The organism is Oryzihumus sp., assembly GCF_036391795.1.
Lineage (GTDB): Bacteria > Actinomycetota > Actinomycetes > Actinomycetales > Dermatophilaceae > Oryzihumus.
The window spans coordinates 1-6,629 of sequence record NZ_DASVZH010000034.1; the positions used below are offsets into that span (position 1 = coordinate 1).

Sequence of the window (6,629 nt, forward strand, 5' to 3'; positions counted from 1 at the left end):
GCTTGACGAACGCCTGCGGGATGGTGGCCACCAGGGTGTGGCGGTTCATGCGAGGGCCTCAGCAATCGGTCCGAGGGCGAGGGCGGGGAAGAAGGTCAGGCCGGCCACGATGACGGCGATGCCGACGAGCAGGCTGACGAACAACGGCGTGTGCGTGGGCATGGTGCCGGCTGTGACGGGGCGCCGCTGCTGGGCGGCCAGCGACCCGGCCAGGGCCAGGACCAGCACGATCGGCAGGAACCGGCCCAGGGCCATGCACACCCCAAGGGTGATGTTGAAGAACGGGCTGTCGGCGGCCATGCCGGCGAACGCGCTGCCGTTGTTGTTGGACGCCGAGGCGTAGTTGTAGAGCATCTCCGTCAGGCCGTGCGGTCCCGCGGCGAGCAGGGCGCCGCGGCTGCCCGGCAGCGCCAGGGCAAGGCCGGTCCCGGCCAGCACCAGTACCGGCATGACCAGGGTGGTCAGGGCGGCGAGGGTGATCTCCTTGCGCCCAATCGTCTTGCCCAGCCACTCCGGGGTGCGGCCGACCATCAGCCCGGCGATGAACACCGACAGCGCGACGATGATCAGGGCGCTCGCCAGGCCCGATCCGACGCCACCGGGGGAGACCTCGCCGAGCAGCATGTGCAGGGCCAGCAGGCCGCCGCCGAGCGGGCTGTAGCTCTCGTGGAAGGAGTCCACCGCGCCGGTGGAGGTGCCGGTTGTCGACACCGCGAAGAGGGAGGAGACCCAGACCCCGAAGCGCTGCTCCTTGCCCTCCATCGCCGCGGTCACGGCGTGCGCGGCGTGCGTCTCGGCCCACAGCGTGAGGCCGAGCACGGTCGCCCACAGGGTGCCCATCAGGCCCAGGACGGCGTAGCCCTGACGGCGGTCGCCGACCATGACGCCGTAGGTGCGGGCCAGGGAGAAGGGGATGGCCAGGAGCAGGAAGATCTCGAAGACGTTGGTCAGGGGGTTGGGGTTCTCGAACGGGTGGGCGGAGTTGGCGTTGAAGAAGCCGCCGCCGTTCGTGCCGAGCTCCTTGATCGACTCCTGCGAGGCGACCAGACCGCCCTCGATCACCTGCTTGCCGCCGGAGAGGGTGTGAATCGTGGTCGCGGCGTCGAGATTCTGGATCGCGCCACCGACGATCAGCACGACCGCCGCCGCGGCCGCGATCGGCAGCAGGATCCGCGTGGTCGCCCGGGTCAGGTCGACCCAGAAGTTGCCGAGCCGGTCGGTGCCGACCCGGATGAGGCCACGGATGAGGGCCACCACGACGGCCAGTCCGGTGGCGGCCGAGGCGAAGTTCTGCACGGTCAGGCCCAGCGCCTGGGTCACCGCGGTCACCCCGGTCTCGCCGGAGTAGGCCTGCCAGTTCGTGTTGGTCACGAAGGAGATCGCGGTGTTGAACGCGGTGTCCACGTGCATCCCGGACGCGCCCCGGGCCAGAGGCAGGCGCAGCTGGACCAGGATCAACACGAACAGCAGCAGGAACCCGGCGAAGGCGAAGGCCAGGACCGACATCGCGTAGGTCGTCCAGCGCTGCTCGGCCTCGGGGTTCACCCCGACGGCGCGGTAGAGCAGCCGCTCGACCCGCCAGTGCCTGTCGTCGGTGAACACCCGCGCCATCCAGTCGCCCAGAGGCACGTGGACGACGGCGAGGGCCACGACGAGCAGTCCGATGGTCAGCAGTCCGCTGAGGGTCGCCCCCATCAGAACTTGTCCGGTCTGATCAGGGCGTACACCAGGTACACGATGAGGGCGCCGGCGATGATCCCGGCGACGAGGTTCTCTGTCACACCCTCAGTACAGACCGGGCCGCTGGCGCCGGGACCCCTCATTGATACAGCGCTGATGCGCCTTGACGCGTTCTTGATGGCGCCCCCGGGCACGCGTTCCGACGTGCCCGCGGGAGCCGCCGCTCACCCCTGCGAGCGGTCCAGTTGGGCGTACGTCGCCAGGCTGGGTCCGCGGGTCTCCTGCAGCTCCCGGGCGCCCGCCTCCACGTCCCGCATCACCCGCAGCACGTTGCCGCCGGCCAGCTTGGCGAGGTCCTCGTCGGACCAGCCGCGGTCGGCGAGGGCGGCCAGCAGGCGCGGGTAGCCACTCACGTCCTCCAGCCCCACCGGGTAGGTCTCGGTGCCGTCGTAGTCGCCGCCGAGCCCGACGTGGTCGACACCGGCGACCTCGCGCACGTGCTCGCAGTGCGCCACGACGTCCTCCAGGGTGGCGGACGGCTTGGGGTGGGCCACGCGGTACTCCCGGCTGAACGACCGGAACGCCTCGTAGTCGGTGGACCTCACGCCCACCTCTGCTGCGGCGGCCGAGGCCTCGCGCCGCCACGCGGCGACGTCGGGGGAGACGAACTCGGGCACGAAGGTCACCATGCACACGCCGTTGTTGGCCCGCAGCGAGCCCAGCACGTCGTCGGGCACGTTGCGCGGCACGTCGCACAGCGCCCGCGCCGAGGAGTGGCTGAAGATGACGGGCACCTCGGTCGCCTTGAGGGCGTCGCGCATCGTGTCCGCCGATACGTGGGACAGGTCGACGAGCATGCCCAGCCGGTTCATCTCGCGGACCACCTCGACGCCGAACGCCGACAGCCCGCCGAGCACCGGCTCGTCGGTGGCCGAGTCGGCCCACGGCACGTTGTCGTTGTGGGTGAGGGTCAGGTAGCGCACGCCGAGGACGTAGAGCATCCGCAGCGCGGCCAGCGAGCACCCGATCGAGTGGCCGCCCTCGGCGCCCATGAGCGAGGCGATCCGGCCGGAGGCGAAGACGCGCTCCACCTCGTCCGCGGTGCGGGCGAAACCCAGCTCACCGGCATACCGGCCGACCATCTGGTGCACCGCGTCGACCTGCTCCAGGGTGGCGACCACCGCCGCGTCGCCCTGCAGGCTGCTGGGCACGAAGACCGACCAGAACTGCGCGCCGACACCGCCGGCCCGCAGCCGGGGCACGTCGGTGCTCGTCGTGGCCACGTGCCCGCCGATGTCGAGCCGGTCGAAGTCGTAGCCGCTCTGCTCGCGGGCCTCCCACGGCAGGTCGTTGTGCCCGTCCACGAGGGGGTGGCGGCGCAGCAGCTCGGTCACGCGGGCGAGGGTCGCGGGGGAGTCCGGCATGCGGTCATTCAACCGCAGCCCAACTATGGTGAGGGCATGACCTCCCTTGCCCCTGCCCCTGCGCGCAGCGTTGCCCTGGTGACGCTCGGGTGCGCCCGCAACGAGGTCGACTCCGAGGAGCTGGCCGGGCGGCTGGCCTCCGAAGGCTGGACTCTGGTGGACGACGCCGCCGACGCCGACGTCGCCGTGGTGAACACGTGTGGGTTCGTCGAGCAGGCCAAGAAGGACTCGATCGACGCCCTGCTCGAAGCCTCCGACCTCAAGGGGGAGGGCCGCACCCAGGCCGTCGTCGCCGTCGGGTGCCTGGCCGAGCGGTATGGCGAGCAGCTCGCCTCCCAGCTGCCCGAGGCCGACGCGGTGCTCGGCTTCGACTCCTACGCGGACATGTCCGGCCACCTCTCGGCCATCCTGAACGGCCACAAGCCCGCCTCGCACACCCCCTCGGACCGCCGCCGGCTGCTGCCGCTGTCCCCGGCCAGCCGCCAGGAGGGCGCCGGCTCGGTGGCCCTGCCCGGGCACGGCTCCGCCCCCGAGGCACGCGTCCCCGAGACCGTGACCATCGAGGGCCCGGTCCCCGCCAGCGGGCCGCGGGTCATCCGGGCCCGGCTCGACGGCCGGCCCTGGGCACCGCTGAAGATCGCCTCCGGCTGCGACCGGCGCTGCGCCTTCTGCGCCATCCCGATGTTCCGGGGGGCCTTCGTCTCGCGCCGGCCCTCCGACGTGCTGGCCGAGGCCCGGTGGCTGGGCGAGCGAGGGGTCAAGGAGATCTTCCTCGTCAGCGAGAACTCCACCTCCTACGGCAAGGACCTCGGGGACCTGCGGCTGCTGGAGACGATGCTGCCCGAGCTGGTGGCCGTCGACGGGATCGAGCGCGTGCGGGTGTCCTACCTCCAGCCCGCCGAGATCCGCATGGACCTCCTCGACGTCATGGCCTCCACGCCTGGCGTGGTGCCCTACTTCGACATCTCCTTCCAGCACGCCAGCGAGCCGCTGCTGCGCCGGATGCGCCGGTTCGGCTCACGCGAGGCGTTCCTCGAGCTCATCGACCAGGTGCGCGCGCGGGCGCCGCAGGCGGGCATCCGCTCCAACGTCATCGTCGGCTTCCCCGGCGAGACCGAGCAGGACGTCGCCGAGCTCGAGGCGTTCCTCACCGCGGCGCGGCTCGACGTCACCGGGGTGTTCGGCTACTCCGACGAGGACGGCACCGAGGCCGAGACCTACGACGGCAAGCTGGCCGAGGAGGTCGTGGCCGAGCGCCTGGCCCACTTCACCTCCCTGGCCGAGGAGCTGAACCTGCAGCGCGCCGAGGAGCGCCTCGGTGAGGTGGTCGAGGTCCTCGTGGAGGAGGTCGACGAGGAGGAGGTCGCCGGCCGCGCCGCCCACCAGGGCCCGGACGTCGACGGCGTCACCCTGCTCGCGCTCGCGGACGGCGCGCCGGCGCCGTCGGTCGGCGACCTGGTCACCGCCCGAGTCGTCGGCACCGAGGGCATCGACCTGGTCGCGGAGCCGGTGTGAACGCCGCGCTGCCCACGCCGCAGGGTCCGGCGCCCGACCCGGACGAACCGGTCGTCCTCGGCGAGCCGGAGCAGCAGCCCAGCGCCTGGAACATCGCCAACGCGCTGACGGTCCTGCGGATCCTGCTGGTGCCGCTGTTCGGCTGGCTCCTGCTCCTGGACCACGGCACCCAGGCCACGTGGCGCATCGCCGCAGCCCTGGTCTTCGGGGTGGCCCTGCTGACCGACCGCATCGACGGCGACATCGCCCGCCGCCGCGGCCTGGTCACGGACTTCGGCAAGGTCAGCGACCCGATCGCCGACAAGGCGCTGGTCGGCATGGCCCTGGTCGGGCTCTCGCTGCTCGACGAGCTGCCCTGGTGGGTGACCATCGTCATTCTGGCGCGGGAACTCGGCATCACCGTGCTGCGGTTCTTCGTCATCCGCCACGGCGTCATCCCGGCCAGTCGCGGAGGCAAGCTCAAGACGGGTGTCCAGGCGGTCGCCATCGCGCTCTACGTGCTGCCGCTGTCCGGGGCCTGGCACGACGTTGCCGTGGTCGCCATGGCTCTGGCCGTCATCGTCACGGTGGTCACCGGCGTCGACTACGTGGCGCGGGCGCTCACCCTGCGTCAGACCAGCCCGCGCGCGGCCGCCAAGCGGGCCCGGCGCGCCGAGCGGGACGCCGCCAAGGCGGCGGAGGCCGCCGATCGCGCCGCCGCGAGCGGCAACGAGTCGCCGTGAGCACCGGCGGCGTCGTCGGCCCCGACGTGTATGCCGTGTGCGCCGACCTCGTGGGTCGCCTCACCGAGCGGGGGCTGACGGTGGCCACCGCCGAGTCGCTCACCGGCGGCCTGGTGGCCGGGGCCCTGACCGACGTGCCCGGGTCCTCCCTGGTCCTGCGCGGCGGGGTGGTGGCCTACAGCGTGGAGGTCAAGGCCTCGGTCCTCGGCGTCGATGCCGGGCTGCTCGCCTCACGTGGGGCGGTGGACGCCGGGGTGGCCGAGCAGATGGCGTGCGGGGCGCGCGAGCGACTGGGCGCGACCTACGGCCTGGCGACCACCGGCGTGGCCGGTCCCGATCCTTCCGAGGGCAAGGCGGTCGGCACGGTGTTCGTGGCCGTCGCCGGCCCTCGCACGACCCGGGTCCAGGCGCTGGCGCTGGCGGGGTCCCGCGGCGAGATCCGGCAGCGGTCCGTGGCCGCCGTGCTGGAGCTGCTGGCCCAGGAGCTGCTGGACGAGGACGAGCTGTCCGCCCGTCCCGCGGCCGGCGCCGGACGGGTCGGGGAAGACGCACCCCCGCCGGCGGGTTGAGTCCTGACGTGCGGCAAAGCCACCATCCCGCAGGCGCGGGACCAACCCCTCGCGGTACCGTGTGGGGCAACATCGCAAGTCCGAGCCATGTGGAGGAGGCGTCATGATCTTGCTTCGTCGTGAACTTGGTGACGTGCTCCGCGAGCAGCGCCAGGCCCAGGGGCGCACCCTGCGCGAGGTCTCCGCGTCGGCGTCGGTCTCCCTCGGTTACCTCAGCGAGGTCGAGCGCGGCGAGAAGGAGGCTTCCTCCGAGCTGCTGGCCTCGATCTGCGGGGCGCTGAACCTCCCGCTGTCGCAGGTGCTCAGCCACGTCTCCGACCGCGTCGCCGAGTCCGAGGCGGTCAGCGCCCCGGTCGCCCTGCCGGTCACCCCGATCTCCGGCCGCCTGGTCTCCGCCTCCGCCGCCTGACCGGCACCTGAGCCCGGCTGGCGCTCGCCGGCAGCCAGACGATCTCCCGGCGCTGTCGCCGGGACGGGTGACTGGCGCAGGCCCTGCGGCTCCCCACCCGACCCTCCGTCGGGCTCTCGACTCTCGAAGCGCTCGCGGGTCCCCGGTTCGCCCACCGACCCTGAACGTGGGCGGCCGGCCCCGGAAACGCACGCGGGGTCGGGCATGCATCTGGCGGGTTTCGCGGGTTCCGCGTTCGAACGGGCCGACGGGAGTGGCTTGGCCCGGCCGAGCCTGGCCGGGTGCCGGGTGCCGGGTGCCGGGTGCCGGG

The 6,629-nt window shown here is 72.7% G+C and carries 7 protein-coding genes; 4 read left to right on the plus strand and 3 right to left on the minus strand.

Annotation, left to right across the window (positions count from 1 at the left end; translation table 11 throughout):
- Positions 1-45: 45 nt before the first annotated feature.
- The 3 genes from kdpA to VF825_RS01715 all read right to left on the minus strand — a co-directional run bounded on the left by kdpA (position 46) and on the right by VF825_RS01715 (position 3,104).
- Entirely contained in the window at positions 46-1,695 is a 1,650-nt protein-coding gene (gene kdpA / locus VF825_RS01710) for a potassium-transporting ATPase subunit KdpA (RefSeq protein WP_331109480.1), read from the minus strand.
- Entirely contained in the window at positions 1,695-1,823 is a 129-nt protein-coding gene (gene kdpF, locus VF825_RS20050; protein ID WP_414695742.1) for a K(+)-transporting ATPase subunit F, read from the minus strand. Before kdpF ends, kdpA begins: the two co-directional genes overlap by 1 nt.
- Before the next feature lie 81 nt (positions 1,824-1,904).
- Positions 1,905-3,104, minus strand: a complete 1,200-nt coding sequence (locus VF825_RS01715) for a dipeptidase (protein ID WP_331109482.1) — start codon at positions 3,102-3,104, stop codon at positions 1,905-1,907.
- Positions 3,105-3,140: 36 nt separating this feature from the next.
- On the opposite strand from VF825_RS01715, the gene rimO reads away from it, so the two are divergent.
- The 4 genes from rimO to VF825_RS01735 all read left to right on the plus strand — a co-directional run bounded on the left by rimO (position 3,141) and on the right by VF825_RS01735 (position 6,319).
- The gene (gene rimO, locus VF825_RS01720) at positions 3,141-4,619 is read left to right on the plus strand and encodes a 30S ribosomal protein S12 methylthiotransferase RimO (protein ID WP_331109484.1); all 1,479 of its coding nucleotides are present in this window, start codon (positions 3,141-3,143) and stop codon (positions 4,617-4,619) included.
- Complete coding sequence (pgsA, locus tag VF825_RS01725) at positions 4,616-5,341, plus strand: CDP-diacylglycerol--glycerol-3-phosphate 3-phosphatidyltransferase (protein ID WP_414695743.1); 726 nt, start codon at positions 4,616-4,618, stop codon at positions 5,339-5,341. Before rimO ends, pgsA begins: the two co-directional genes overlap by 4 nt.
- Positions 5,338-5,910: a nicotinamide-nucleotide amidohydrolase family protein gene (locus VF825_RS01730; RefSeq protein ID WP_331109486.1), complete on the plus strand. Its 573-nt coding sequence runs from the start codon at positions 5,338-5,340 to the stop codon at positions 5,908-5,910. The genes pgsA and VF825_RS01730 overlap by 4 nt, the downstream gene beginning before the upstream one ends.
- Before the next feature lie 103 nt (positions 5,911-6,013).
- Entirely contained in the window at positions 6,014-6,319 is a 306-nt protein-coding gene (locus VF825_RS01735; RefSeq protein ID WP_141787746.1) for a helix-turn-helix domain-containing protein, read from the plus strand.
- The last annotated feature ends 310 nt before the right edge of the window (positions 6,320-6,629 follow it).